The organism is Bradyrhizobium lablabi (assembly GCF_018131005.1).
In the GTDB taxonomy this organism is placed as follows: Bacteria; Pseudomonadota; Alphaproteobacteria; order Rhizobiales; family Xanthobacteraceae; genus Bradyrhizobium; species Bradyrhizobium lablabi_D.
This window is the reverse complement of record NZ_JAFCJK010000002.1, coordinates 867,542-892,364: the sequence shown is the minus strand read 5'-3', so window position 1 is coordinate 892,364 and position 24,823 is coordinate 867,542. Positions and strand designations below refer to the sequence as shown.

Genomic DNA, 24,823 nt, shown 5'->3' with positions numbered 1-24,823 from the left:
ATGGCCATCCCCCGTTTCGTTGAATCCACCCAAGGGTGGCCGCAGGAGCTTCGTCGCGACCATGAAAATCGAACCGCTCTCACTCGACTTTACCGACGAGCAGAAGCGTTACCTCGAAGGCTTCACCACCGGACTGCAAATCAGCCGTGTCGGCCGCGGCCTTGGCGGCGCCGCGAGCAAGACCAGCGTCGAACCGATGGGGCCGGATGCCGCGCATATCAAGGCGCAGGACAAGGTCACCGCGTCGGGCAGGAAACTCGCCGACCAGGAAAGGTTCAAGCGCGACGAGCATCCCTTCGACGCCTATCCGCGGCTGAAGCAGCAGGCGCTCGACAACACGCCGCCGTCCCCCGCGGACAATTTCCGCTGGCGCTATTTCGGCCTGTTCCATGTCGCGCCCGCACAGGACTCCTACATGTGCCGGCTGCGCATCCCGAACGGGATCCTGAAGCATTGGCAGTTCGCAGGACTTGCCGATCTCGCCGAACAACTCTGCGGGCCGTTCTGCCACGTCACCACGCGCGCCAACCTCCAGCTCCGCGAGATCCCGCCGAAGAACACCGTGGCGATGCTCGAGGGCATCCAGGACCTCGGCCTGTGCTCGCGCGGGTCGGGAGCCGACAACATTCGCAACGTCACGGGCACGCCGACCGCGGGCATCGATCCGCGGGAGCTGCTCGACACGAGGCCCTATGCGCGGGAGTGGCACTACCACATCCTGAACGATCGCTCGCTCTATGGCTTGCCGCGCAAGTTCAACGTTGCCTTCGACGGCGCAGGCTCGATCGCCGTGCTCGAGGAGACCAACGACATCGCCTTCACCGCGGTGGAGGTGAAGGCGGGCTATGGCGTCGATCCCGGCGTCTGGTTCCGCCTAGGCATCGGCGGCATCACCGGGCATAGGGATTTCGCGAGATATTCCGACATCGTCGTCAAGCCGTCCGATGCAACCGGGGTCGCCGACGCCATCGTGCGCGTCTTCATCGAGCTCGGCGACCGCACCAACCGCAACAAGGCGCGGCTGAAATATGTGCTCGACGGCATGGGTGACGAGAAATTCCTCGCACTCGTCGAGCAACGCTTCGGCCAGCCCTTCACCCGCGTGCCGCCAGAGGCGCTTGCGCCGCGGCCTCAATTCGACCGGATGGCGCATGTCGGCGTCCACCCGCAGAAGCAGGCGGGGCTGAACTGGATCGGAGTCGCGCTGCCGCTCGGCAAGATGACCTGCGAGCAAATGCGAGGGCTCGCCAAGATCGCGCGCGATCTCGGCGATGGCGAACTCCGCCTGACAGTCTGGCAGAACTTGCTGATATCGGGCGTGCCGGACGCGAATGTCGAGCTTGCGGTCGCCGCGATCAGGCAGATCGACCTTGCGGTCGCCGTCTCGCAGATCCGCGCCGGCCTGATCGCGTGCACCGGCAACGCCGGCTGTCGCTTCGCTGCTTCGAACACCAAGCGCCATGCCGCCGAGATCGGCGACTGGTGCGAGCCGCGCGTTGCGATGGACGGCCCGGTCAATATTCATCTGACCGGCTGCCACCACTCCTGTGCGCAGCATTACATCAGCGACATCGGACTGATCGGCGCGCGCGTGCCCATCAACGAAGAGGGCGATACCGCCGAGGGCTACCACTTGTTCGCCGGCGGCGGCTTCGGCCCCGATGCCGTGATCGGGCAGGAGGTGTTCCGCGACCTCAAGGCCGAGGACACGCCGCGGGCGGTCGAGCGCCTGCTGAAAGCCTATCTCGCCCATCGCGCATCGTCAGACGAAACCTTCCTGAGCTTTGCGCGCCGCCACGATGGCCAGACGCTGCGCAAGCTCGCCGACGCCGAGGTCTCCGCATGAACCAGATCACGCCACCGCCGAAAATCGATATCATTCCCGCCAGCGCGCCGTTCTCGGAAGCGCAGCGGTCCTGGCTCAACGGCTTCTTCGCCGGCCTGCTGTCGGATGGTTCGACACCGTTGTCAGCCGAGCAGGGCGCCGGGATCATGCAGGGCGCCGGAGACGGCGATGATGGCGAGGCGCCATGGCACGACCAGACCATGCCGATCGCCGAGCGCATGAAGCTCGCGGAAGGGCGGCCGCTGCGCCGGCGCATGATGGCGGCGATGGCCCAGCAAGACTGCGGCCAGTGCGGCTACAATTGTCACGACTATTCGGAGGCGATCGTCAGCAAGAGCGAGGCGCGGCTCAATCTCTGCGTTCCCGGCGGCAAGGAAACCGCGCGGATGCTGAAGTCGCTCTACGAGGAACTCGACAAGGTACAGGGTTCGGCGCCCGCAGCCGCTGAACCCGCCGCCGCGGTGCCGCTCGGTGAGGCCGGACGTTCGCGCGACAATCCCGTTGCGGCAAAATTCCTGTCGCGACAGCTGCTCAACAAGGCCGGCTCCGAGAAGGAGACCTGGCACATCGAGTTCGACCTGGCCGTCAGTGGGCTCGACTATGTGGTCGGCGATTCCTTCGGCATCTTCGCGCGCAACGACCTTGGTCTGGTGGATCAGATCATCGCCATGCTCGGCGCCTCGCACACCACCGAAGTGCGCGGCAAGAGCTTGCGCGAGGTGCTGCGGGATGACGTCTCGCTGTCGCCGGCGCCGGATTCGCTGTTCGAGCTGGTGTCCTATCTGACCGGCGGTGCCCAGCGCGAGAGGGCGCGCGCGCTGGCGCAGGGCGAAGACCCCGACGGCGACGCCGCGACGCTCGATGTGATGGCCGCGTTGCAGAAATTCCCCACCGTGCGGCCCCACCCGGAAGCCTTCGTCGAAGCGCTGGAGCCGCTGCAGCCGCGGCTCTACTCGATCTCATCCTCGCACAACGCGACGCCCGGGAAATTGTCACTGACGGTCGATTGCGTCCGCTATGTCATCAACAAGCGCAAGCGGCTGGGGCTTGCCTCGACATTCCTCGCCGAGCGCATCAATCCTGGCGATGAGGTCAGGGTCTACGTGCAGAAGGCCCACGGCTTTGGGTTGCCGCAGGATCCGAAGACGCCGATCATCATGATCGGGCCGGGCACCGGCATTGCGCCGTTCCGCGCCTTCCTGCTCGATCGCCGGGCGACCGGCGCGCCCGGCAAGAACTGGCTGTTCTTCGGCCATCAGCGCAGCGATTGCGATTTCTTCTATGCGGGCGAGCTTAACGCCATGAAGACCGCCGGCCTGCTGACGCGCCTGTCGCTCGCTTGGTCACGCGACGGCGACAAGAAATTCTATGTGCAGGACCGCATGCGGGAGGTCGGCCGCGAACTGTGGACCTGGCTCGCCGAAGGCGCGAATGTTTACATCTGCGGTGACGCCAAGCGGATGGCGAAGGATGTCGAGCGGGCGCTTGTGGATATCGTTGCCCAGTTCGGGGCGCGCACCACGGACGAGGCGATCAGCTTCGTTGCCGACCTGAAGAAGAAAGGCCGGTTCCAGCAGGACGTGTACTAGGTCGTGCTCGATCTGCAGCCTAACCAGACGTCGGGCCGATCTCGGCAAATTGTCCGAAGCATGCGGTTTGCGCGATGCACAACGAAGAATTTCGTCGTCAGAACGCATAGCTGAACATCGTGTCCTGCTGTAGCCTGCTCGCATTTCGGTTGTGGAGTTGGGCATGCCGATCAAGCCGCCTCCGATTCTCGAAAGGGATATCGCACGCGCGCGCCAAATCGCGCGCTCGTGGAAGCCGCTCGGCCACCTCTCGCCCGCCGACGCCGAGATTGTCGCAAGAGCCATCGCCGAGGGCATTGCAGAAGGACGCAGGTACGGCCTGGAGATCGGGCACGACTGCGATCGAATGAGCCGGTTCACTGTCATCAATGCTGCCGCTGCGATCAGCACCTATATCCTGGCAAAGGACGGCAACCGCCCGCAACTGATGAAGCACGCCTTCGCTGAGGACTGCGAACTTGAAATAGTGGCGAAGACTGACGCTATTTCCTTTCCACGTTCTGCAAGGGGATTGGAGCAGATCACTCGGGTGCTGGTCACTGATTTCGGAGAGCAGTTCAGCGACATTCGCACGTTCGGCCTGTCGCGGCCCAGCTCGGATCATCTTCCCCATTTCCATTGCGACTGGCTGGTTGGGATGTCGTCCAGACAGGGCGGAGCAGTTCGCGTTGGCTGCGGGCATTATGGTTGGCAATTCGATCACGCCGACGATGGTCGCGTGAAGAAGCTCGTGATCGACATCGAGATAATGTGTGTCCTGCCAGTCGAGACCGCGGGGCCGATCATGCAGTGGCTTGACGAGCTGCCATATCCCTGGTGCTCACACGTCCGGGCCCGCGAGGGAATGCCAACAATTGACGGCTTGCGGCCGGTGGAATGCTTCCTGCGAAGCGTGGACGCGCTCGTTGAGGACACAGCAAGCATCAAACGCGCGTGATCTGCTACGTCTGAGGTAATGGGCGTGCGCCGTGATCAGTCAGAACCGGGCCTGATCGAGGTTCCGGATGTTTCGAATTCGAACGAATAAAATTCCCGATCTCCCCCGTGATCAAGAATTTCTCACTCAAAATTGACTCCGCGGAGGGGGCCATATCACTATTTTTGCGGCCCGCTTGAATCCAGGCGCGAACGATATTTCATTTGCGGGCGATGAAGCGTTGGAGATCGAGAATGCGCGAACTATCGGCGGAAGCCCGGCTGCACCTTTACGCGCGATCCGTCTCCCGGAAGGCGGGCGCGGGATTTCATACCGCAGCGCTCTACTGCGCATTCGCGATGATTGCAGCCATCGTGTTCGGTACCTTCTCGGTTCATCCGTTCTGACATCTTCAAGAAAACGCCGCCTGATGCCCCAGGCGGCGGCTTTTTTGCGAGAAGCAGGACTTCGTCGAAATCAACGCGCCGTCCTGAACGGCGCGACCGCGATCCCCGCTTCCTTGAGCGCCCGGCGCACGCCGCGCGCAATCTCCACCGCGCCGCGCGTGTCGCCGTGAATGCAGACCGTGTCAGTCTGCATCTTGATGATCTTGCCGGTCACGGATACCACCGCGCCGTCCTGCACCATGCGCACCACGCGATCGGCAATCTCCTTGGGATCGTGCAGCACCGCGCCGGGCTTCTTGCGCGAGACCAGATTGCCGTCGTCCTCATAGGCGCGATCGGCGAACACCTCGTGCGCCATGCGCAGATTGGCGGCTTCGCCGGCGCGCACCAGCTTTGAGTTGGCGAGCACGACGAAGATCAGGCTCGGGTCGACCGCCTTGATCGCGTCGGCGATTGCCTTCGCCGTCATGTCGTCCTCGCACGCGACGTTGGAGAGCGCGCCGTGTGCCTTCACATGGGTGACCTTGTGGCCGGCCGCGGTCGCGATCGCCTGCAAGGCGCCGATCTGGTAGGCGACGAGGTTCTCGATCTCGGACGATTTCAATCCGGGCACCGCGCGGCGGCCAAAGCCATGCAGGTCGCGATATCCGGGATGCGCGCCCACGCTGACGCCACGAGCCTTCGCCAATTCGACCGTGTGCCGCATGATGTCGGCATCGCCGGCATGGAAGCCGCAGGCGACGTTGACCGATGTCGCAAGCTCGATCATCGCAGCGTCATTGCCCATTTCCCACGGGCCGAAACTCTCGCCGAGATCGCAATTGAGGTCGATGGTTGGGGTCATGACGATCGGTCCGTCGTTGTTGATGTTGATCTAGCCGGGTGCCGGCACGGCGACCTGCCACGTCGCGGCGTCGACGGCGCTGACCGCCTGGCCTGCGACGTTAGCATCCCTGAGTGCCTCGATGTTGAGGCCGAAATCCTCGATGCCGCGGAGACGGTCGGGCAGGGAACGCAAGAGCTCCCAGAATTTCCTCGCCTCCGCCTGTGCCTCCGTCACGGTCACGGCCCTGAAACGGAACGGGCGGCCGGCGGAAATCTGCGCAAAGCGGCCGAAATCGGCCGTGATCACGGTCGCGATCTTCGGATACCCGCCGCTGGTGCCGCGATCCGGCATCAGCACGATCGGCTGACCGTTGCCGGGCACCTGGATGCTGCCATTGACCGTGCCGTCGGAGACGATGTTGTGGCCATCGAGATGCTTGATGACAGGGCCCTCGAGCCGGTAGCCCATGCGGTCGCTGGTGGCGGAAATCTTCCACTCGCTCTCGAGGAACAGCTTCTTGCCTTCCTCGGCGAATTCGTCGTCCTGTGGGCCGAGCACGATGCGGATCGGCGCGTCGGCTGGCGCCGGCAGATCGATCCGCCGCTCGGCGGCTCCGCTCGCGGGCTGTGTCTTCAATTCGTCGCCACTTTGCAGCGGCCGAGGATAGGGGCTGCCGAGCCCCGCGCGGGCGTTCACCGCGAGGCTGCCGAACATCGGCTCGCCCGCGATGCCGCCCTCGATCGCGAGATAGCTGAACGAGCCGCCGCGGGCGAAGCCGAGATTGAGAGTTTCGCCTTCGGCCAGCGTCGCCGAAGTGTCGAAGGCGACCGCGCGCCCTCCAATGTCGGCGTTGCGCGGCGCGCCCGCGAGCGCGACTCGTACAGCGCTGCCGCGTGCCGTGAAGGCGGCACTGAACGGGCCGATCTCGACGGCCGCCGCTAACAGCTCGTTGCCGACCAGCGTGTTGGCGGCCGCGAGCGCCAGCCGGTCCATCGCACCGCTTGGTGTCAGGCCGTATCGCTGCGAGCCCGGGCGGCCGCCGTCCTGGACCGAACTCGCCGGACCGATCGAGGTAACGACGAGCTTGCTCATGACGACACCAGTTCGGCAATGAATTCGCCAGCTTCGGCGGCGCGGTCCTGTTCCGCAAAGGTCTTTGCATCGACCGCCGTGAAGGTGATGGCGTCGCCCGGCTCGAGCAGGAAGGTCGGATCGCGATGCAACTGATAGGTTCGCACGGCTGTGCGGCCAAGCAGATGCCAGCCGCTCGGGCCGGCAAGGCATTGCACGCCGGTCTGGATGCCGCCGATCGAGATGGTACCGGCGGGCGTCAGCAGACGCGGATCCTGGCGACGCGGCATGTGCAGAAATTCTTCGAGCCCGCTGAGGTAGGACCAGCCGGGCGTAAACCCGATCATGGCCACCCGGTAGTCGCCGGCGACATGACGCCCGACGATATCGTCGGGCGTGGTGTTGAGCGCCTTCGCCACGTCCTCGAGATCGATCCCATGCTCGCCGCCATAGGCGACGGGAATTCGCCAACGGCGCGTTCGAACCGCGGTCGGCAAAGCCTTGGCTGCCCGCGCAAGCAATTGTTCGCCGAGCGCATCGAAACCGATCCGGACGGGATCGTAATGCACCAGCAGCGAGCGATAGGTCGGCACCGTCTCGGTGATTCCCTCTATCGGCTCGGCCGATATGACGCGGTCGAGCGCCAGCACCCGCCGGTTGGCGGCATCGTCGATGGTGCGGCTGAATTCAACCGTGATGGCACTGTCGCCACTCGGCAGGAGGCGGGGAGGACTGAGAGTTTCGGCCATGATGTATGCGGACTCGTCGCGCATCAAGCTAGCGTGTTTCGGGCCGCAGCGGAATTCGCTTCGTGCAAAATGACGCTGCAACTTCAATAAATTAATTCGCATGCCGGCGATAGGATATGGTGATCGCAGAACCGGCGTCACGGCCCTTGACGCGAAGGTTTTGCCCCGCAAGATGCGGCTCGTCTTTTCCTCTTCCTCCCACCGGAGCTACCTTTCGAGATGTCCCTGTCCGCCGAAGCGATTGCGACACTGTCGCACGTGTCCACCGCCACCATCACCACCGTCCTGCTCAAGAAGGGGCTACGTAACGTCTGGATGCGCGGCACCAAACCGCTGAGGCCTGGGCAGAAGCGGCTGGTTGGACCGGCCTTCACGCTGCGTTTCGTGCCGGCGCGCGAGGATCTGGCGACGCCGGAATCCTGGTCGTCGCCGATTTCGACCCGCACCGCGATTGAGGCCATGCCGGAGGGCTGCCTCGCAGTCGTCGACGCGATGGGCGTCACCGATGCCGGTATTTTCGGCGACATCCTCTGTGCGCGCATGGTCAAGCGCGGCGTGGCGGCACTGATCACCGATGGCGTCGTGCGCGACGTGGAGGGCGTGCTCGGCACCGGACTTCCGGTCTGGTGCGACGGCTATGCGGCACCGCCGTCGGTCGCAGGCCTGACCTTCGTCGGCTGGGGCGAGCCGATCGGGTGCGGCGGTGTAGCGGTGTTCCCGAATGACGTGGTGGTCGCCGATCAGGACGGCGCGGTGCTGATTCCGCAGGTATTCCTGGATCACGTACTGGCCGAAGGGCCCGAGCAGGAACGGATGGAGGCGTGGATCGTCAATGAAGTGAACAACGGGGCGTCGCTGCCGGGCCTCTATCCGATGAACGCCGAAACCAAGGCACGCTACGCCGCAAGCAAGAAATAACGTGAAGAGAGCGAGGTAAGCCTATGGATGTCCACGTTGCCGGCTCGCGGCCGACCCGCCGCGCGCCAAAGGAGAACTTTACCGGAACCGTGCTGCAGGACCCCATCAACATGGCGCCTGCACCGGCCCGCCTGAACGCTTCCCGCGTCGCCTTCGAGCCGGGGGCGCGAACCGCCTGGCACACGCATCCGCTCGGCCAAACGCTCTACGTGATTTCCGGGATCGGACGGGTGCAGGCGAAAGACGGCCCGATCAGGGAGATCCGGCCGGGTGATGTCGTCTGGATTCCGCCGAATGAGAAGCACTGGCATGGCGCCTCGCCGAATAACGCTATGACCCACATCGCCATGCAGGAGGCGCTCGACGGCGTCTACTCGACCTGGATGGAGCATGTCACCGACGAGGAATATAACGGCAAGGTCGGTTAGCTGATTGGGTAGCCTGTCCGCGGCCGCGCGCGCCAAACAAAAAGCTCCGCGGGCTGCGGAGCTTTTTTCATTTCGTGCGGCCGCTCAGTTGACCCGCGTCCAGGTCTGGCCGCCGCAGAACATGCCGCCGAAGGCGCAGCCCTGGACGCGCAGTGTGTCCGCACCCTTCAGCGCGATCGTAGAGTCGTAGGTGCTACCCGTGCCGGGATCGAGGATCCGGCCGCTCCATTTGTCCTTGGCGGGCTTCATGTTGATCAGGACCTGCTCGCCGTTCTGGTTCGACTTCTTGTCGACGGCGTAGCCGCACAGATTGGCGCCGCATTGCTCGATGCGGACCTTGCCTTCCCTCTCTTCGGTCAGCCAGACGCCGAGCGGTGAATTCGCGGCCTGCACCGGGTTCGGAGCCGCACGTGGAGAGGACGCCGGTGGCGGTGACGAAGGCGCAGCGGCGACAGTGGGTGCCGGCGCAAGTGGCGCCGCCGGAGGTGGAGCGATCGCCGCGGTGTCTGAGGGCGCTACCGCAGCGGTCGCGGTGGCCGGCTCAGGCGCCGGTGCGGCTGGCGCGACTGAAGGTGCCGGCTCAGGCACCGGCGCGGCAGGGACCGCGGCCTGTTCGGCAGGAGCAGGCGCTGAGGGTGCTGTGCTCGCCGGCGCGGCTTGTGGATCTGTCTTGACCTGTTGTGGAGTTGGCTTGCGCTTCGGCTCGGCGGCATCGCCCTTGGCGCGCTTGGGTTTGCGGCCGGTGTTGTCATAGACGCCGGGGATCGAGACCGTGCCGCGATCGGGATCGATCCGGATGGTGCGGCCGCCGTACTCGAAAGTGTATTGGGCCTGCGCGACAGCCGTGCTCGCAAACAAAAGCGTGGCGATTGCCAGGAGCTTTGTCATCTCGACCTCCACTGAGGGAATTCCGTCGCTAAGGCTACGTGGCGGCAATCTCATTCAAAGTGACCTAGGTCACTTTAAAAACCTGAGTCGTGCAGCCGCGGCCTTGGGTTCAAATGACTGGAACTCGGTCCAGTGTCGGCCCGAGAGGTGGTCAAATTTCGGCACGTCAGAGGCGCTCATTGCCACATGGTCATTCAAACCATGCGGCGTAGATCCTGCGAAAGGTGCCGTCCTCCATCGCGACATGCAGCCATTGGTCGACGAAGGCTTTCAACGCCACATCGCGCTGCAGCCAATAGGCCTTCTCGGAGAAGTCGAACGGCTTGTCCGGATGTACCGCACAGAGCACGCCGGGATGAAGCTTCTGCTGGTAGCGCGTCTCGGATGCGTCCGTCATCATCAGATCTGCATCGCCCTTGGCGATCTCGTCGAAGATCTTGGTGTTGTCGTTGAAGACGCGGATCTCGGCTGTCTTCACATTGGCCCGCGCGAAGCGCTCATTGGTGCCGCCGGGATTGACGGTGACGCGGATGCCGGCCCTGTCGATGTCGGCGATGGTCTCGTACTTGTCCTTGTCGGCGCAGCGCGCGATCGGCGTCTTGCCTTCGCGCATGATGGGCGTCGAGAACAGGCCCTTCTTCTGTCGATCGAAAGTGATGGAGACGCCGCCCATTGCGACGTCGAAACGGTCAGCCTCGAAATCCTTCGCCAGTTGCGGCCATGCCGTCTGCACGAATTCGACTTTAACGCCAAGCGCCTTGCCGAGCGATTCGGCCATGTCGACATCGAAGCCACGGAAGGCTTTGGTGTCCTGCTCAAGATAGGTGAAGGGCAGATAGTCGCCTGTCATGCCGACACGCAGCGTGCCGCGCTTGACGATGTCATCGAGACGGGAAGCGACCTGCTGTTGGGCTTGTGCCGACGACACCAGGAGGGCCAATGCGAGGCCGGCCAATGCACGAAACATCCACGTCTCCGTCGATTGCGATGACACGTCATTGCAGAGCCTTTAGACCAGACGGCACGGTTGGGCCAGCATACCGGGAGGCGAAGTGACCATCTCACTCCATGAAGCATCCATCGGCGTCTATGTGCCGTATCTGCGCAATCTCTCAGCCTTGCTCGATCATGCGGCAGCTTACGCGACCGCACGGAAAGTCGATCCGGCCGTGCTGCTTGGCCTCAGGCTCGCGCCGACCATGTACAGCCTTCGGCAGCAGGTCGAGGAAGCCAACCGCCACGTGATCCTGAGCTGCGCGTTGCTGGCCGGCTGCGAGCCGCTGACGTTTGCGAAAGCGGAGCCCGACATCACCGAACTGAAATCGCGGATATCGTCGACGGTTTGTTTTGCCCAAGGCCTGCCTCCTGCCGTGATCGACGCCGCGGCGGACAAGGATGTGGTATTCACGTTCCGCAGCGGAGCGACGCGGCGTTTCACGGGAAAATCGCTGCTGCTGACCTTCAGCGTGCCGCAGTTCTTCTTCCACGTTGCGACTGCCTACGACATCTTGCGCCATGCCGGCGTCGATCTCGCGAAGAAGGATTTCCTCGGACCACCAAGGGCAGCGCAGGCTTAACGATCCGGATCGTGCTTCAACCTTCGTAGTCGTCGTCGCCGCGCATGCCGTCGGGGGCGGCAGTGCGTCCGGTCATCTGCTGCCTGAAGTGCTCGAAGCGCTGCCGCGCCTTCGCCTCGCAATCGTCGACGAAGTTGATCGCGGCGTTTCGGTCCATCGGGCCGTTGACGACCGGGGTCGACGTCTCGCCGACAGCCTCGTCGACGTAATAACGGCCATTGTCCTCTCGGACCGTCCACCGGAAGCGCAATGCGGCTATTGGGCCCGGCCCGACTTTGGAATAGCCGCTGGCCTCGATCGGCTGCGGCCCGGGCGGTGGCAACACCATGGCTGTCTCTTCAATCTGTTCCGGCGCGCTGTCTGCCGCGCCTTCCTGCGCCTTGGCCGGTTCGGGGGGCGCAGTGGCCTGGTCGAGAATGCTCGCGATCGCGGCGAGCGCATTGTCGGTCGGGTCGCTTTGATTCACGGTTCAGCCTCCGTGCGAGAATTGATGCCAGCATGGTCTCGTATCTAACTGATTTGGCTGAATTTTGTTAGTCTACGCACATACCGGTGGGCGTTTGTCCCGCCACGAGCGAACCTGTTCGAGCTGGCCCGCGAGCCGGAATAGCAGCCCTTCCTCGCCGAACTTTGCCGCAAACATCATGCCGAGCGGCAGACCGGCCTTGTTCCATGCCAACGGCACGGACATCGCAGGCTGGCCGGACATATTGAACATCGAGGTGCCCGGCATGTAGCGGCGCAGGAGCGGCGCGATGTGGGTCAGATCGTCGGACATCGTGTTGAACTCGCCGATGCGGACCGGTGGCGTGCACAATGTGGGGCTGAGGAAGACGTCGCAGCCTGCGAAGAAGGTCGCAAGCGTATGCGAAATCTGGAACGCCGCGAGTTGAGCGGCGACGTAGTCCACCGGTGCAAGCTTCTGCGAGTTCCGCGCGCTGACCAGCGTCAAGTGCTCCAGATCATCAGCCGTCATGGCGCGGCCGAAGCGCTGCTCGAGCAGCCGCACCGTCAGTGCCGTGTTGCCACCGACAATCGTCGTCATGACCGCAGCCGGATCGGCGGGCAGGGTCGGTGCCCGCTCTTCGACGCGGTGGCCAAGACCGGCCAGGACCTGGGCGATGGCGCGGACCGCGGCGGCAATTTCGGGGTCGATGGCTTCGCCAAACGGCGACCTGTCGGTGAAGCTGATGCGCAAATACCCGGGATCGCGGCCGACCTCCTGCGAAAACGGGCGCAATGGCGGCGGCGCGACATACGGGCTCGACGGTTCGGGCCCGTGGATCGCGTCCATCATCACGGCGCTGTCGCGCACGCTGATGCTGAGCACATGGCCGACCGAAAATCCGCCCCAGCCTTCGCCGCGGTCCGGGCCGAGCGGATTGCGCGCCCGCGTCGGCTTCATGCCGAACACACCGGAGGCGGAGGCGGGGATGCGGATCGAGCCGCCGCCATCGCTGGCATGCGCCATAGGCAGGATGCGCGCGGCAACCGCGGCACCGGCGCCTCCGGACGAGCCGCCCGAGGAATGGTCGAGATTCCACGGATTGCGCGTCGGTCCGAACAGCCGCGACTCCGTCGTCGGCATCAGGCCAAATTCCGGGCTTGCGCTCTTGCCGAAGATCGTGACGCCGGTATCGAGGAAGCGCTGGACCAGGGTGCCGCTGTGATCGGCCACGAATTCGCTGAGCACGGTTGCACCCGACGTTGTGCGCGTACCTTCGAGCGGATCAAGGTCCTTCAGGAGAAACGGCACGCCGGCGAAGGGACCGTCGGGCAATCCCTTGGCGATCTGGCGCTCGGCGTAGTCGTAGTGCTTGACGACGACCGCGTTGATCTGTGGATCGGTCTTCGTCGTGCGGTCGATTGCCTCGTCGAGCAACTCCTTCGGCGATACGTCCTTCTTGCGGACGAGCTCGGCGAGGCCGACCGCGTCATAATTGGCGAATTCCTTGAATGCCATGTGCATACTCCACGTCACCGCACCGAGCTCCAGGGATCGGCCGCGGCGCGAAAGGGAACGGCTGCAAGCTCAGCCGAGAACGTCCGGGTTGATGACGTTCTGGCGCAGCGGCGCTCCGTCAAGCACGCTCAGGATATTGCGTGCCGTCTGCTCGCTCATGCGATCGACCGCCTCGACGGTGACGCCGGCGACGTGCGGGGCCATGATCACGTTCGGCAGGCTGTGCAGGGCCTGACCGACCGGCGGCGGCTCCTGCTCGAACACGTCGAGGCCCGCGCCGGCAAGCTTGCCCGACGCCAGCGCATCGTGCAGCGCCTTCTCATCGACGATGCCCCCGCGAGCGGTGTTGATGAGGTAGGCGGTCGGCTTCATCAGGCGGAAACGCGCCGCGTTGAACATGCCGAGCGTTTCCGGTGTCTTCGGGCAATGGATGGTGACGAAATCGGCGCGTCGCAGGGCGGCGTCGAGATCCGGCACCGCTTCGCAGCCGGCGGCCATGATCTCGCCGGCCGGCTTGTAGGGATCGTACACCAGCACCTGCATCTCCATCACGAGGCAGCGCTTGGCGGTGCGCGAGCCGATGCGGCCGAATCCGACGACCAGCACGGTCTTGCCGTAGAGGTCGAACGGCAGCACGCCGAGCCGGCTCGCCCAGGTGCCGTCCTTGACCATGGCGTGCATCTCCTGCGCTCGCTTCGCGAGCGTCAGCATCATGAACAGCGCGTGCTCGGCCACCGAGGGCGAGTTCGCGGTGCCCGCCACCATGAGCGGCACCTTGCGGCGGGAGAGCGCGGCGACGTCGACGGCGTCATAGCCGACGCCGATCCGCGTCACCACCTTCATGTCCCTGGAGGCTTCAAGCTCCGGCTCACCGAAGCGGGTGGCGCCGAGCGCGACGCCGTGGACCGGCGCATGTTCCTTCAACATGGCCTCGAAGTCCTTGGCGGAGATCAGATTCGGAAATTCGACGAGTTCGATGTCGTCCCGTTCGGTGAGGAGAGCCCGTGCTCCCGGCGACAATGTCTGGGTGATGAAAATCTTCTTCTTGTTGGTGCCCATTTCCTGCTCTTGCGGTTCTTGTTCGCCGTCAAAGGACGGCGCCGGTCACCTCGTTTAGCAAATGCATGTTGTTGAGGTCCACAGCCATTCGGAGCGGGCCGCCATCCTGCGCGCCGGCATTGGGATTGACGCGGCCGCAGATCTGGGTGCCTTCGAGCGTGAAATAGACCAGCGTCTCCATGCCCATCGGCTCGGTGACGTCGAGCATCGCGTCGAACGGCTCAATGCCAGGCTCCGCATGCGGACTGGCCTCGGCGACGTGCTCCGGCCTGATGCCAAGCAAAAGCTTGTCGGTGCGCGGGACCGCCTGATACCGCGTGGCGCGGCTGGGCGGCAGCGGGAATGCGAGACGGTCGGTCAGTCTCGCATGCAGCTTGCCGCCGACATCCTCGATGCGGCATGGCACGAAGTTCATCGCCGGCGAGCCGATGAAGCTTGCGACGAAGCGCGTGGCCGGGTTGTGGTAGAGTTCGTGCGGCGTGCCGATCTGTTCAATGCGGCCGTGGTTCATTACCACCACGCGGTCGGCGAGCGTCATTGCCTCGACCTGGTCGTGGGTGACATAGACCGTGGTGGTGCGGACTTTCTGATGCACCTTCTTGATCTCGATCCGCATCTGCACGCGCAGCTTGGCGTCGAGGTTCGAGAGCGGCTCGTCGAACAGGAACACCTTGGGGTTGCGCACGATCGCCCGTCCCATCGCGACGCGCTGGCGCTGGCCGCCCGAAAGCTGCTTCGGCTTGCGATCGATGAGGTCGGTGATGTCGAGCATGCGGGCGGCTTCCGTTACCCGCGCCTTGATCTCGGCCTTGGGATAATGCTTCAGGCGCAGCCCGAACGACATGTTCTCGGCGACCGTCATGTGCGGGTAGAGCGCATAGTTCTGGAACACCATCGCGATGTCGCGATCCTTGGGCGGCACGTCGTTGACGACGTCGCCCCCGATCATGATGTCGCCGTCCGAAATATCCTCAAGCCCCGCGATCATCCGCAGCGTCGTCGACTTGCCGCAACCGGATGGTCCAACCAGCACCACGAACTCATGGTCGGCGATGTCGAGGTCGATGCCGCGCACCGCCTCGACGTCGTCGTAGCGCTTCACCACCTTACGCAACGTCACGTCAGCCATGAGTTCAACCCTTTGTCGCACCGGCGGTCAGGCCGGCGATGTAGTAGTCCATCAGGAAGGCGTAGATGATCAGGGGCGGCGCAGCGCCGAGCAGGGCGCCGGTCATGATCTGCCCCCAGTTGAACACGTCGCCCTTGATCAGGGTGGTGATGATGCCAACCGGCAGCACGAGCTGGTCGGTCGAGGTCGTGAAGACCAGGGGATAGAGGAACTGCGCCCAGGACACGGTGAAGGCGAAGATCGTCGCGGCGATGAGCCCGGGGAGCGCGACCGGAATGAATATCCGCGTCAGCGTCTGGAACCAGGACGCGCCGTCGATGATCGCGGCTTCATCAAGCTCCTTCGGGATCGAGGCGAAGTAGCCGATCATGATCCAGGTGCAGAACGGCACCGTGAGTGTCGGATAGATGAACAGCAGGACATACCATCTGTTGACCAGCTGGATCCCTGTCCAGTCGCCGATCACGGCGAACATCTTGAACAGCGGGATGAACAACAAGCTGTCCGGGATGAGGTAGGTCAGAAACACGCCGGTCGCGAGCGTGGCCGAGCCCCAGAATTTCATCCGCGACAGCGCAAATGCCGCCGGCACGCTGATCAGCATGGTGATGGTCACCACGATGATCGAAACCCATGCCGAATTCCAGAAGAAGCGCAGGAACTGGTTCGACGTCAGCAGGCCGGTATAGTTTTCCAGCGTGGGATGGAACACCCACCATGGATTGGTCGCCGCCGATATTTCCGCGCTGCTTTTGAGCGAGGTGATCAGCATGTAGATCGGCGGCACCAGCGAGAAGATCGCAAACAGCGTCAGAAAGAAATACGACCAGCGCAGCGCCCAGGCGCGGTCGCGGCTCATGCTGCCGTACTTGACCTGGCGGGTCGGGCCGGCTTTGTCGATTGTGACCGTGCTCATCAGGCTTCATTCCCGCGTTTGGAGACGTCGCGCAGGATGAAGATCGCCGCGACCGCCAAAATCGGCACCATGAATAGTGACACACTGGCGCCGAGCGGAATGTCGCTGCCCTCGATGCCGACGCGGAATGCCCAGGTTGCGAAGATGTGCGTATGGTCGAGCGGCCCGCCGGCGGTCAAGATGCGCACGATGTCGAAATTGGCGAAGGTCACGATCAGCGAGAACAGCGTCGTGATCGCGATGATGTTGCGCATCATCGGAAGGGTGACGTACCAGATGCGCTGCCACCAATTGGCGCCGTCGATCGCCGCCGCCTCGTAAAGCTGCTCGGGCACCGATTTCAGCGCCGCCAGATACATGATCATGAAGAACGGCGCGCCGTACCAGACATTGACCAGGATCACGGAGAAGCGCGCCCACATCGCGTCGCCGGTCCAGGGGATCGGCCCAATGCCGAAGAAGGACAGCGTGTAGTTGAAGGCGCTGTAGGAGGGATCGAACAGCCACAGCCAGGCGAGGGTGCTCATCGCCGGAGGGATCACCCATGGCACCAGCAGCATGCCGCGCCACTTGCGCTGCTTGTTGGCCGGTACGTTGTGCACGAAGTGCGCCACGATGAAGCCGATCAGCGCTTTGAAGATCACGGCTGAGATGGCGAAGATGCAGGACTGCTTGACGACCAGCCAGAACGTTTCGCGCTTGAACAGGAACTCGAAATTGCCGAAGCCGACGAACTTCGCCATCGACTTGTTCAGCGTTGCCAGATGCAGGGAATAGAGAGCCGGATAGATGACCAGGACGCCGATCAGCAGGATCAGCGGCAACGTCATCAGGAACGCTGCGCTGGATTTTCGTTTCAGCGCCCGGCGCAGGCTGGAACGCTTGGCTGTCCTTGCCGCGCCGGAGACGGCGCCTTGCTGAAATGCGACATCAGCCATGATGCGTGTTCCCTGAATGGTTCGCCGTGAAACCGGCACTTGCCGGTTTCCAAACGGGTACGTGCGGAGGCAGATGCGCCGCGCAGCCAGCCATCAAGCCGGCACGCGGCGCATCCTCAGGACCTCAGGTCCGCATGAAGCCCTCGCACTCGCCTTCGGCCCAGGCGAGGGTCTTTTCCATCGACTCGCCCTGATGGAAGCGCAGGCACATCTTGGTCAGGGTCGCCTGTGCATAGATCTGCTGAGCTATCTTGGGCGGCGCCGGCGAGGTCGCAATCGACAGGGTCTGATGATTGTAGGGGTTCGGGTAGTGGTACAGGGTGCCCTTGGGCGGGCTTTCCTCCTGCCAGACCTTCAGCGTCGTCAGCTTCTCAAACGCCGGCAAGTCGTAGCCACCGCTCGCGACGACCATCTTTTCGATCGAGGCCGGCTTCGAGAGATGGACGAGCAGGCTCTTGGCAGCTTCCTTGTTCTTGGAGAAACTCCAGATACTCCAGAAGTAGGGCAGGAACGGCGCGAAACGCCCCTTGGGCCCGGCCGGGAAGCCGTGGGTCCAGCACTGCTCGGCGACCTGCGGCGCATCGCGCTTGGCCACCGCCCAGGCGCTCGGCGGATTCATGATCATCGCGCCCTTGCCGGACACCAGCCATTTGTTGTTTGACGCGTCATCCCAGGCCGCCACGTCAGGCGGCAGAAAGCCGATCAGCTTCTTGTAATATTCGAGCGCCTGGCGCACCGCGTCGGTCTTGACGGTGAGGTTACCCTTGGCGTCGACAAGCTGGGCGCCGAACGATTGGAAGATCGCGCCGCACGTGTCGACGCTGTCGGTGGTTTCGCCAAGGCCGATTCCGAACGGCACGCCGGCCTTGTGGCAGGCTTCCGCCGCCTTCAGGAAGGTATCGAGCGTCCAATTGTCAGCCTTGGGGGGCGAGCCGGCGGGGTACATTTCCTGCACGTCGATCCCGGCATGCTTCTTCATCAGGTCGATGCGTGAGCAGGGACCCTTGATCTGGCTGCCGACGCAGGCGGGAACGCCGAGCCACTTGCCTTCCGACTGGCCGAGATATTTGACCGTGCCGTTGACCTCGCCGTTCTCGGCGACGATCGGGCCCATGATGTCGTTTACGGACTCGAGTTGCTCTGAATTCGCATGCGCCCACCAGGTCGGCATGGAGAAGATGTCGTGGCCGGATTTGGCCTGCGCTTCGGCAGCGATCGTCAGCAGGTTCTTGTTGCCCTGGCTCGTGATGTAATCGATCTGTACCTCGACCTTCTCCTTGGCGGCCCACTCGTTGACGAGGTCGGTCGACGCCTTGTTCGCACCGGGCACCCAGTGATCCCAAAAGCCCATCGAGAGCTTTCCGGCAGCGTATGCGCCACGCACGTAAGGCGCTGTAATCAGCGCCGCCGATGACAGCGCTGTCGCAGCAACGAATTGTCGTCGTGAAAGCTTCTTCCGCGTCATGGCATTCCCTCCCTGGTGAGCCGACGGACAAAAGACTTCTGGAAACCTCGTTGTTATTTTTTTGAGCCGTCGCGAGGCGAGGCCATGAGATTTCGTCAGCCTGATCAGAACAGAATTGCCGGCGCCTGTCGAGAAATCAGATACAGCCCTTCTCTAGAACTAACGTTGTGTGTGCAAATCGAAGGCAGTTCGGCCGGTGATCGCCGCTCCTCCAATTTGGCAGCGCTATCACGATTTCATGCTGCGCCGCACGCAACGCCGCGCGGCGAATGATTCACACGGTGCGCGGTTGAGCCGCAGGTTTGTCTGCCGGTCGCCCCGGCGCTTGGCACGAACGCGTACTTCAGTCATCTTCATGCCTGCCCAACAAATAGACCAAATCAGAGCAAAGCCGATAAAATGCGGATTCGGCGAGGCCTCCCTGCGCAAAGAACGTCATTCCCTGAAACCCACGATCGATCATGGAGACCAAATAATGCCCAGCCCGGTAGCGAAGGTGCGTGCATGGTGGACGCTGTGCGCTGCGCTTGGCGTGGCCGCCATCACGCTTCTTGCCGCGCCCCATATCGGTCATGCACAGATCGTTGAGGGCGTCCAGAAGGGCGCCCGTGAGGGAAGCAGGGCGGCCGGGCCGGTCGGTGGCGTCCTGGGCGGCGCCATCGGGGGCGTGGTTGGCGTGGTGACTGGGGTGACCGGAGTCCTGACCGGTAACAACTCAAATGCCCCGAGCAGCAATGCCGCCAACGGCAAGAACGCGCAGTCCCAGCCGGCGGCACCCGGTGACAAGCAGGGCGCCAAGTCCACCAAGTCGGCGAAGGCCGGCAAGGCCAAGGCCGTCAAGCAGGCGACGGTTCTCACTCAGGATGGCGCGCCGCAGCTCACGGCGGAGCAGATCGTCACCAACAGCGATGCCAATATCGAACGGATCAAGAAGGAACTGAACCTGACTCCGGAGCAGGAAAAGCACTGGGCCGGGTTTAACAGCGCGATGCACTATCTTGGCCACAACGGTGCCGACCGGCTCAATCTCCGAATTGCGCGCGCGCAACGCGATCCGCCCGACGACATCATCGAGCAGATGCGGAACGAAGCCCAGTTCCTGAACGACCGTGCAGTGGATCAGCGCAACGTCGCCGACGCCGCGGAGCCGCTGTTTGCGAGTCTGGACGACAAGCAGAAGCAGGTCTTCATCAATGAAATGGTTCGCCTCAGCCACGAGCGCGGGCTCGATTAGCGGTTTCGGCGCTGATTCGTGAATAAAGGGGAAAACAACGGCGGCCGGCGCTCGAACCGGCCGCTCCGATCGAACGAACGGCGTGATCGGACCGCCGCTCAGACTTTCGGGAAATTCAACTCGACGCCGATGCCATCGGGATCATAGAGGAATATCTGGGTGTCGCCTGTGCGCGGCACGATCTGCTCGCGGAATTTGACATTCCTGGCCTGCAGCCGCTTGCGAACCCCTTCGACGTCGGTGGCGGCGAAAGCGATATGGTCGAGGCGACCAGTGTCCTCATATTTCTTCTCGGTGCCGCGGACCACGATGCCGTCGCGCGGTTTGCGGGTGCCCATCAGATGTACGGTGGCCTGACCACCCGAATAGAGCCAGTAGCCGGGGAAATCGAGCGGCGGACGATCGCCATTCTCGAGCCCGAGCACGTCGCAATAGAACTCCTTCGTTTTCTCGAGATCCTGCGGTTCGATCGTGAAATGTTGCAGTCCACCCAATGGCATTGCTCTTCTCCTTGACAGATCGGGTTAGATGAAGGTGCGGTTGGCGCCGGCGTCCGGTACCGACCGCCGGGCGTTTCCAGCACCGCCGCCCGGATCACGATGCGAAAACGTCGAAACCGCATCATGATCCATCTTTGTTTGAGCATGATCTCCGCGCAAACGCTGCACTTGTAACGAAGGGAAACGCTCCTCTCCGGATTATGCTCTAGGCGCGTCGGGCGAAGTGGCGGAAGCCGCAATGTCGGCCGAAGCCGTCAATTCCTTGTCGATTTGCTCGATCGACTTGCCCCTGGTTTCGATACCCAGGAAATAATAGACGAAGCCCGCCATCAGGAACCAGCAGCCGAGATAGACGAAGGCGGTCGGGATTTGGGTTAGCGGTACGTCGGGCTTGAGGTAGTTGTTAGAGCCGACGATCAGCGCGAGGCCGACCGGCCCGATGATCTTGCCGATGCCGCCGAACCCATAGGCCGACCCCATGCCGGTGGTGCGCAGATGCGAGGGCCAGACCTCCGCCGCGTACGGGCCGACGATCGCAAAGCCGCCATCGGCGAAGAAGAACGTCACCGCGAGCAGCAGCCAGAATGCAGACAATCCGAACAGCGTCGCGTCGTAATGATAGCCGGCGATGATGGTCAGTGCGCCCGCGCCGAAGCCGAGCAGGCCGCCCGCCGTTCGCCGTCCCAGCAGTTCCGAGAAATAGGAGAAGGAAACACGGCCGATGAAGCCGGTGATGCTGAGCAGGATCATCATTTTGGCGGCTTCCTGGGGCGTGACTTTCAGCAGCAATACGAACAGCGCGGGTGCCCACAGCGTGATGCCGTAGACGCCTGTCTGCGCACCGGCGTTGCCGAGCCAGGAGACAATCAGGCTGCGAGGATATTTGAACAGGTCGAGCCAGCTTGTCTTGACGATCGGGCCGGCATCGGCAGCGGTCGGCAGCGGCAGGTCTGACGGCTTCACCTGCAGCGCCCATGCGAGCGACTTGCGGGCCTCCTCGTAGCGTCCCTGGCGGCACAGCCAACGGGGCGACTCCGGAACCCACAGGCGGACCAGCAGCACCAGCAGCGACGGCAGCACGCCGATGGCGAACAACAGCCGCCATTGGTCGGCTCCCATCAGCGCGCCCAGCACGGCCCCAAGGCCGACGCCGAGCGGGATCACGCAGGTGACGAGCCCGCCGATCCAGCCGCGCTTGTGCGAGGGCATGAACTCCTGCACCAGCGGCAGGTCCACGCAATAGAGCCCGCCGACGCCGGTGCCGACGAAGAAGCGCAGGATCGCCAGATAGACCCAGCCGTTGTCAGGCGTGAAATAGAGCAGGCCGGTCGCGATCGAGAAGTTCAGCACAGTGCCGACGAAGACGAAGCGTCGGCCGACCCTGTCGGCGAGCCAGCCCCAGACATAGGCGCCGAGGATGGCGCCGATGCCGGAACTCATCAGAACAGTGGCTGACTGGCCGAACGTGAGCTTCCAGGGACCAATCAGGAAAGCAAGCACGAAGCCGATCAGGAAGTAATCGAAGAATTCGAGTGCGTCGCCAATGATGGCCGCGGCGAGGATTTTGATCTGATTGCCGGTCAGAGTCGTTCGGCGATCGAGTATCTCGAACATGGCGTTTCCCTTTGGCGCTTGTTCATTCTTTTGAGAGCGGGCGTCGCGCCGTCACACCGCCGATAGGGCAACGCTATCTTGCCAGCGTCGCCAGCGACAAGCCCGGACCGGCGCGGGGCTCATCTGCGCGTAAGCGATGGGCCTGATGCTCAGTGCTGCGCTCAAATGGCGGTGTGAAAGCCCGAGACGGTGGGCTCGGGGCGTTGACTAATTTGTCGGCAAACGCCAAGCCTGCCCCGACACATCTCAAGGCACACCGGATGGATGAGAAGCGAAAACACCCACGAACCGAGGTCAATCAGCCCGGCTACGTGTCGTCAGGCGGTTCGGTCATGCATTGCGTGATTATCAATATCTCGCCCGAAGGGGCTGCGATCGACGTGGAAAACCCTGCCTTTGTCCCCCATCGGTTTCGTCTGGTGTTGGCGAACGACTCCTCGGTGGTCCACGAATGCCGCGTGATCTGGACCAAGAAGAACAGGATCGGCGTCAGCTTCGTGGTCACGGCCTGAGTGCGGCGCTTGATCGCTAACGGTGCGCCGCTGATCCTCGAAAACGCTACCGCGCCACACAAATTGGCACAGCGCAAAGAAGACGGCCTCGGTGCGCCTTCAATTGCGCGCCGAGGCCGTCGGGGATGGTCGTTTGCCGATTACGAACATCCGCTCAACGTGCCGATGGCGGAATCGTTCCAGGCCCTGAAAGAATTTTTTGGGTTCCGTTTCAGCGCCACATGCCGCGCATCCCGGCGCGGATGTCGATCGGCGCTGCCCGGCTCGCCGTCGACGGCTCGGCTGGGGCGGCGCGGGGCCACGTCGTCCGCTCGAACATCGGCAGCAGCTTCTCGGGTATAAAGCGGGTCCGGGAGGCGTACATGTGACGATCGCCCTTCGCGGCCTGACCGTGGACGAAGAAGCGCTGCGGCACCAGTAGGTGTAAATCGTCCCTGGCGCGCGTCATGGCGACATAGAGCAGGCGGCGTTCCTCCTCGAGTTCCGCTGACCTGCCGGCCCCGAGGTCAGACGGCATGCAGCCGTCGACGACGTTGAGCACGAAGACGGACTTCCATTCCTGGCCCTTCGCGGAGTGGATCGTCGACAGGATCAGATAATCCTCATCCAGCAGCGGCGCGCCGGCCTGGTCGCTGGTCGCGTCCGGCGGATCGAGCGTGAGCTCGGTGAGGAAGCGCTGGCGCGACGGATAACCACCGGCGATCTGCTCGAGCTGGAACAGGTCGGCGCGGCGCACCTCGCTGTCCTCGTGGATGCGATCGAGGTGCGGCTCGTACCACAACCGAGCGCGCTCGAGATCGACCGGCCACTCGGAGCTGCGAAGGTTTTCGACCGTCTCGACGAACAGCCGCCAGTCCTCACCAGCCCTGGGCGGTGAGGGCAGGGCTGCCAGGGCGGCGATCGGATCGGCAGCTTCCGCCATGCTGTCGAGCACGCGTTGCGCTGATGCCGGCCCGACGCCGGGCAACAGATGCAGGACCCGGAAGCCGGCAACGCGGTCGCGCGGGTTTTCAGTGAAGCGCAGCAGCGCCAGCATATCCTTGACATGCGCGGCCTCAAGGAACTTGAGGCCGCCGAACTTCACAAACGGGATGTTGCGGCGAGTGAGTTCGACCTCTAGCGGCCCGCTGTGCGAGGAGGTACGAAATAGCACCGCCTGATGTTTCAGCAGCGTGCCCTGCTCCCGATTGGCCAGCACCTGCCCGACGATGTAGCGGGCCTGATCGGCCTCGTCGCGGATGGCGACGAGCTGCGGCTTGTGCGCCGACATCCGGTCGGTCCAGAGATTCTTCGTGAAGCGCTCCTTTGCGAGCGAGATCACGCCGTTGGCGGCCGAGAGGATCGGCTGGGTCGAACGGTAGTTGCGGTCGAGCGTGACGATCTCGGCGGCCGGGCTGAACTGTTCCGGGAAGTCCAGGATGTTGCGCACTGTTGCGGCCCGGAAGGAATAGATCGACTGCGCGTCGTCGCCGACCACGGTGAGGCCATGTCCTGCGGGTTTGAGCGCCAGCAGAACCGACGACTGCAGGCGATTGGTGTCCTGATATTCGTCGACCATCACATGATCGAAGCGGCCGCCGATCTCCTCGGCCAGTGCGGCATGTTTGACCATCTGTGCCCAGTAGAGCAGGAGATCGTCGTAATCGAGTACGTTTTGCTGCTGCTTGGCTTCGACATACGCGGCGAACAACCGCTTCAATTCGCCGACCCAGCCCGCGCACCAGGGGAAGAACTGGCCGAGCGTCGCCTCGATCTCCATCTCGGCGTTCACGCAGCGGGAATAGATCGCGAGGCAGGTTCCTTTGGTCGGAAACCGGCTCTCGGTCCGGGAGAGCCCGAGATCGTGACGAACCAGGTTGATCAGATCGGCGGAATCCTCGCGGTCGTGGATGGTGAAGGCAGGATCGAGCCCGATGCGCTCGGCATATTCGCGCAACAACCGCGCGCCGATGCCGTGAAACGTGCCGGCCCAGCTCAATGCGTCTGTCATCACGGATGCGGTGTCACCGAGCACGCGACGCGCGATCCGCTCGACGCGATCGGCCATCTCGGCGGCAGCGCGCCTCGAAAACGTCATCAACAGGATGCGGCGTGGATCGGCGCCGGCGACGATCAGATGCGCCACGCGATGGGCAAGGGTATTGGTTTTGCCCGAGCCGGCACCGGCGATCACCAGGAGTGGCACGCCAATGGTTCCGTCCGGGCCGATGCCGTGCTCGACCGCACGGCGCTGCTCGGGATTAAGCCCATCCAGATAGGCTGTGCTGGCAAGCATCGG

Annotated in this window: 24 protein-coding genes; 9 read left to right on the top strand and 15 right to left on the bottom strand. The window is 63.5% G+C overall.

Translation table 11 applies throughout. The features are described from left to right. Nucleotides 1-61: 61 nt before the first annotated feature. The 4 genes from JQ553_RS09145 to JQ553_RS09130 all read left to right on the top strand — a co-directional run bounded on the left by JQ553_RS09145 (nucleotide 62) and on the right by JQ553_RS09130 (nucleotide 4,758). Nucleotides 62-1,846 carry a NirA family protein gene (locus JQ553_RS09145; RefSeq protein ID WP_212499545.1) on the top strand — a complete coding sequence of 595 codons (1,785 nt, stop codon included), beginning with the start codon at nucleotides 62-64 and terminating at the stop codon, nucleotides 1,844-1,846. Next, complete coding sequence (locus tag JQ553_RS09140) at nucleotides 1,843-3,435, top strand: sulfite reductase subunit alpha (protein WP_212499544.1); 1,593 nt, start codon at nucleotides 1,843-1,845, stop codon at nucleotides 3,433-3,435. The genes JQ553_RS09145 and JQ553_RS09140 overlap by 4 nt, the downstream gene beginning before the upstream one ends. A gap of 163 nt (nucleotides 3,436-3,598) precedes the next feature. After that, complete coding sequence (locus JQ553_RS09135) at nucleotides 3,599-4,372, top strand: hypothetical protein (RefSeq protein WP_249144051.1); 774 nt, start codon at nucleotides 3,599-3,601, stop codon at nucleotides 4,370-4,372. A 233-nt stretch (nucleotides 4,373-4,605) separates the two neighbouring features. Next, nucleotides 4,606-4,758: a hypothetical protein gene (locus tag JQ553_RS09130; RefSeq protein ID WP_212499543.1), complete on the top strand. Its 153-nt coding sequence runs from the start codon at nucleotides 4,606-4,608 to the stop codon at nucleotides 4,756-4,758. Nucleotides 4,759-4,828: 70 nt separating this feature from the next. Here the strand turns inward: JQ553_RS09130 and JQ553_RS09125 are convergent, their stop codons facing one another. The 3 genes from JQ553_RS09125 to pxpB are packed head-to-tail and all read right to left on the bottom strand — an operon-like array spanning nucleotide 4,829 to nucleotide 7,404. Further along, the gene (locus JQ553_RS09125; RefSeq protein ID WP_212499542.1) at nucleotides 4,829-5,602 is read right to left on the bottom strand and encodes a LamB/YcsF family protein; all 774 of its coding nucleotides are present in this window, start codon (nucleotides 5,600-5,602) and stop codon (nucleotides 4,829-4,831) included. A 30-nt stretch (nucleotides 5,603-5,632) separates the two neighbouring features. After that, a complete protein-coding gene (locus tag JQ553_RS09120) occupies nucleotides 5,633-6,676 on the bottom strand; it encodes a biotin-dependent carboxyltransferase family protein (RefSeq protein ID WP_212499541.1) in 1,044 nt (347 codons plus the stop codon). After that, nucleotides 6,673-7,404, bottom strand: coding sequence for a 5-oxoprolinase subunit PxpB (gene pxpB, locus JQ553_RS09115; RefSeq protein ID WP_212499540.1), 732 nt, complete (start codon nucleotides 7,402-7,404; stop codon nucleotides 6,673-6,675). The genes JQ553_RS09120 and pxpB overlap by 4 nt, the downstream gene beginning before the upstream one ends. Nucleotides 7,405-7,623: 219 nt before the next feature. Here pxpB and JQ553_RS09110 point away from each other — a divergent pair, with 219 nt between their 5' ends. Continuing rightward, nucleotides 7,624-8,322 carry a ribonuclease activity regulator RraA gene (locus JQ553_RS09110; RefSeq protein WP_212499539.1) on the top strand — a complete coding sequence of 233 codons (699 nt, stop codon included), beginning with the start codon at nucleotides 7,624-7,626 and terminating at the stop codon, nucleotides 8,320-8,322. A 23-nt stretch (nucleotides 8,323-8,345) separates the two neighbouring features. Beyond that, a complete protein-coding gene (locus tag JQ553_RS09105; RefSeq protein WP_212499538.1) occupies nucleotides 8,346-8,750 on the top strand; it encodes a cupin domain-containing protein in 405 nt (134 codons plus the stop codon). An 84-nt stretch (nucleotides 8,751-8,834) separates the two neighbouring features. On the opposite strand, the gene JQ553_RS09100 is transcribed toward JQ553_RS09105, so the two are convergent. Further along, the gene (locus JQ553_RS09100) at nucleotides 8,835-9,638 is read right to left on the bottom strand and encodes a DUF2147 domain-containing protein (protein ID WP_212499537.1); all 804 of its coding nucleotides are present in this window, start codon (nucleotides 9,636-9,638) and stop codon (nucleotides 8,835-8,837) included. Between the two features lie 190 nt (nucleotides 9,639-9,828). After that, a complete protein-coding gene (locus tag JQ553_RS09095) occupies nucleotides 9,829-10,605 on the bottom strand; it encodes a transporter substrate-binding domain-containing protein (protein WP_212499536.1) in 777 nt (258 codons plus the stop codon). An 85-nt stretch (nucleotides 10,606-10,690) separates the two neighbouring features. Between JQ553_RS09095 and JQ553_RS09090 the strand changes: the two genes are divergently transcribed. After that, nucleotides 10,691-11,215 carry a DUF1993 family protein gene (locus tag JQ553_RS09090; protein ID WP_212499535.1) on the top strand — a complete coding sequence of 175 codons (525 nt, stop codon included), beginning with the start codon at nucleotides 10,691-10,693 and terminating at the stop codon, nucleotides 11,213-11,215. 16 nt (nucleotides 11,216-11,231) lie between these two features. Here JQ553_RS09090 and JQ553_RS09085 read toward each other — a convergent pair whose 3' ends face one another. The 7 genes from JQ553_RS09085 to JQ553_RS09055 form a co-directional block, all read right to left on the bottom strand. Next, the gene (locus JQ553_RS09085) at nucleotides 11,232-11,681 is read right to left on the bottom strand and encodes a hypothetical protein (protein ID WP_212499534.1); all 450 of its coding nucleotides are present in this window, start codon (nucleotides 11,679-11,681) and stop codon (nucleotides 11,232-11,234) included. A 72-nt stretch (nucleotides 11,682-11,753) separates the two neighbouring features. Then, the gene (locus JQ553_RS09080; RefSeq protein ID WP_212499533.1) at nucleotides 11,754-13,178 is read right to left on the bottom strand and encodes an amidase; all 1,425 of its coding nucleotides are present in this window, start codon (nucleotides 13,176-13,178) and stop codon (nucleotides 11,754-11,756) included. A 69-nt stretch (nucleotides 13,179-13,247) separates the two neighbouring features. After that, nucleotides 13,248-14,237, bottom strand: a complete 990-nt coding sequence (locus JQ553_RS09075; RefSeq protein WP_212499532.1) for a hydroxyacid dehydrogenase — start codon at nucleotides 14,235-14,237, stop codon at nucleotides 13,248-13,250. Nucleotides 14,238-14,265: 28 nt separating this feature from the next. Continuing rightward, nucleotides 14,266-15,366: an ABC transporter ATP-binding protein gene (locus JQ553_RS09070; protein ID WP_212499531.1), complete on the bottom strand. Its 1,101-nt coding sequence runs from the start codon at nucleotides 15,364-15,366 to the stop codon at nucleotides 14,266-14,268. 4 nt (nucleotides 15,367-15,370) lie between these two features. Further along, nucleotides 15,371-16,282 (bottom strand): carbohydrate ABC transporter permease, encoded by a 912-nt coding sequence (locus JQ553_RS09065; protein WP_212499530.1) that lies wholly within the window; start codon nucleotides 16,280-16,282, stop codon nucleotides 15,371-15,373. Further along, nucleotides 16,282-17,220: a carbohydrate ABC transporter permease gene (locus tag JQ553_RS09060; RefSeq protein WP_212499529.1), complete on the bottom strand. Its 939-nt coding sequence runs from the start codon at nucleotides 17,218-17,220 to the stop codon at nucleotides 16,282-16,284. The genes JQ553_RS09065 and JQ553_RS09060 overlap by 1 nt, the downstream gene beginning before the upstream one ends. A gap of 124 nt (nucleotides 17,221-17,344) precedes the next feature. After that, nucleotides 17,345-18,685: an ABC transporter substrate-binding protein gene (locus JQ553_RS09055; protein ID WP_212499528.1), complete on the bottom strand. Its 1,341-nt coding sequence runs from the start codon at nucleotides 18,683-18,685 to the stop codon at nucleotides 17,345-17,347. 475 nt (nucleotides 18,686-19,160) lie between these two features. Between JQ553_RS09055 and JQ553_RS09050 the strand changes: the two genes are divergently transcribed. Then, a complete protein-coding gene (locus JQ553_RS09050; RefSeq protein ID WP_212499720.1) occupies nucleotides 19,161-19,919 on the top strand; it encodes a Spy/CpxP family protein refolding chaperone in 759 nt (252 codons plus the stop codon). Between the two features lie 98 nt (nucleotides 19,920-20,017). On the opposite strand, the gene JQ553_RS09045 is transcribed toward JQ553_RS09050, so the two are convergent. Together JQ553_RS09045 and JQ553_RS09040 are read right to left on the bottom strand one after the other, a co-directional pair. Beyond that, nucleotides 20,018-20,419 (bottom strand): VOC family protein, encoded by a 402-nt coding sequence (locus tag JQ553_RS09045; protein ID WP_212499527.1) that lies wholly within the window; start codon nucleotides 20,417-20,419, stop codon nucleotides 20,018-20,020. A 198-nt stretch (nucleotides 20,420-20,617) separates the two neighbouring features. Beyond that, the gene (locus JQ553_RS09040; protein WP_212499526.1) at nucleotides 20,618-22,033 is read right to left on the bottom strand and encodes an MFS transporter; all 1,416 of its coding nucleotides are present in this window, start codon (nucleotides 22,031-22,033) and stop codon (nucleotides 20,618-20,620) included. Between the two features lie 152 nt (nucleotides 22,034-22,185). Here JQ553_RS09040 and JQ553_RS09035 point away from each other — a divergent pair, with 152 nt between their 5' ends. Then, nucleotides 22,186-22,545: a PilZ domain-containing protein gene (locus JQ553_RS09035; protein ID WP_312015106.1), complete on the top strand. Its 360-nt coding sequence runs from the start codon at nucleotides 22,186-22,188 to the stop codon at nucleotides 22,543-22,545. A gap of 211 nt (nucleotides 22,546-22,756) precedes the next feature. On the opposite strand, the gene JQ553_RS09030 is transcribed toward JQ553_RS09035, so the two are convergent. After that, nucleotides 22,757-24,820 (bottom strand): ATP-dependent helicase, encoded by a 2,064-nt coding sequence (locus JQ553_RS09030; protein WP_212499525.1) that lies wholly within the window; start codon nucleotides 24,818-24,820, stop codon nucleotides 22,757-22,759. Nucleotides 24,821-24,823 lie beyond the last annotated feature (3 nt).

Bases quoted from the DNA above. Each gene is read 5' to 3' on its own strand.
- JQ553_RS09145 (WP_212499545.1), top strand. From the start codon at position 62: ATGAAAATCGAACCGCTCTCACTCGACTTTACCGACGAGCAGAAGCGT.
- JQ553_RS09140 (WP_212499544.1), top strand. From the start codon at position 1,843: ATGAACCAGATCACGCCACCGCCGAAAATCGATATCATTCCCGCCAGC.
- JQ553_RS09135 (WP_249144051.1), top strand. From the start codon at position 3,599: ATGCCGATCAAGCCGCCTCCGATTCTCGAAAGGGATATCGCACGCGCG.
- JQ553_RS09130 (WP_212499543.1), top strand. From the start codon at position 4,606: ATGCGCGAACTATCGGCGGAAGCCCGGCTGCACCTTTACGCGCGATCC.
- JQ553_RS09125 (WP_212499542.1), bottom strand. From the start codon at position 5,602: ATGACCCCAACCATCGACCTCAATTGCGATCTCGGCGAGAGTTTCGGC.
- JQ553_RS09120 (WP_212499541.1), bottom strand. From the start codon at position 6,676: ATGAGCAAGCTCGTCGTTACCTCGATCGGTCCGGCGAGTTCGGTCCAG.
- pxpB (WP_212499540.1), bottom strand. From the start codon at position 7,404: ATGGCCGAAACTCTCAGTCCTCCCCGCCTCCTGCCGAGTGGCGACAGT.
- JQ553_RS09110 (WP_212499539.1), top strand. From the start codon at position 7,624: ATGTCCCTGTCCGCCGAAGCGATTGCGACACTGTCGCACGTGTCCACC.
- JQ553_RS09105 (WP_212499538.1), top strand. From the start codon at position 8,346: ATGGATGTCCACGTTGCCGGCTCGCGGCCGACCCGCCGCGCGCCAAAG.
- JQ553_RS09100 (WP_212499537.1), bottom strand. From the start codon at position 9,638: ATGACAAAGCTCCTGGCAATCGCCACGCTTTTGTTTGCGAGCACGGCT.
- JQ553_RS09095 (WP_212499536.1), bottom strand. From the start codon at position 10,605: ATGTTTCGTGCATTGGCCGGCCTCGCATTGGCCCTCCTGGTGTCGTCG.
- JQ553_RS09080 (WP_212499533.1), bottom strand. From the start codon at position 13,178: ATGGCATTCAAGGAATTCGCCAATTATGACGCGGTCGGCCTCGCCGAG.
- JQ553_RS09075 (WP_212499532.1), bottom strand. From the start codon at position 14,237: ATGGGCACCAACAAGAAGAAGATTTTCATCACCCAGACATTGTCGCCG.
- JQ553_RS09070 (WP_212499531.1), bottom strand. From the start codon at position 15,366: ATGGCTGACGTGACGTTGCGTAAGGTGGTGAAGCGCTACGACGACGTC.
- JQ553_RS09065 (WP_212499530.1), bottom strand. From the start codon at position 16,282: ATGAGCACGGTCACAATCGACAAAGCCGGCCCGACCCGCCAGGTCAAG.
- JQ553_RS09060 (WP_212499529.1), bottom strand. From the start codon at position 17,220: ATGGCTGATGTCGCATTTCAGCAAGGCGCCGTCTCCGGCGCGGCAAGG.
- JQ553_RS09055 (WP_212499528.1), bottom strand. From the start codon at position 18,685: ATGACGCGGAAGAAGCTTTCACGACGACAATTCGTTGCTGCGACAGCG.
- JQ553_RS09050 (WP_212499720.1), top strand. From the start codon at position 19,161: ATGCCCAGCCCGGTAGCGAAGGTGCGTGCATGGTGGACGCTGTGCGCT.
- JQ553_RS09045 (WP_212499527.1), bottom strand. From the start codon at position 20,419: ATGCCATTGGGTGGACTGCAACATTTCACGATCGAACCGCAGGATCTC.
- JQ553_RS09040 (WP_212499526.1), bottom strand. From the start codon at position 22,033: ATGTTCGAGATACTCGATCGCCGAACGACTCTGACCGGCAATCAGATC.
- JQ553_RS09030 (WP_212499525.1), bottom strand. From the start codon at position 24,820: ATGCTTGCCAGCACAGCCTATCTGGATGGGCTTAATCCCGAGCAGCGC.